The sequence below is a fragment of the Halomonas sp. SIMBA_159 genome, assembly GCF_046536035.1.
GTDB classification, from domain to species: Bacteria; Pseudomonadota; Gammaproteobacteria; order Pseudomonadales; family Halomonadaceae; genus Vreelandella; species Vreelandella venusta_A.
In genome coordinates, this window is the sequence record NZ_JAWJBT010001125.1 from 1 (window position 1) to 252 (window position 252).

Annotated in this window: 1 pseudogene; it reads right to left on the reverse strand. The window is 66.7% G+C overall.

Annotated features, from left to right (window positions below):
* A pseudogene (locus R0J87_RS22775) lies at positions 1 to 252 on the reverse strand (translational GTPase TypA); the annotation flags it as partial.

Here is a 252-nt window from a genome sequence, read left to right on the forward strand (position 1 = left end):
CGGGTGAATGAACATCGGTCCGCGATCCTCCAGGTTCCACAGCGCATAGGCGACCGCGTCGCCGTCGGCGTTGGAAAGCAGCACGCCGGTACGCCGCGCCGGGATGGGCCCCTTATAGGCGGTGTAGCCATGGAACAGGCGATACAGAATGCCCGTGCCCCGCGTATCGGTTAGGAATTCGGAGTGATAGCCGATCAGCCCGCGCGTCGGCACGATCAGGCGCAGGCGCTGCTTGCCGCCGCCCGAAGGGCG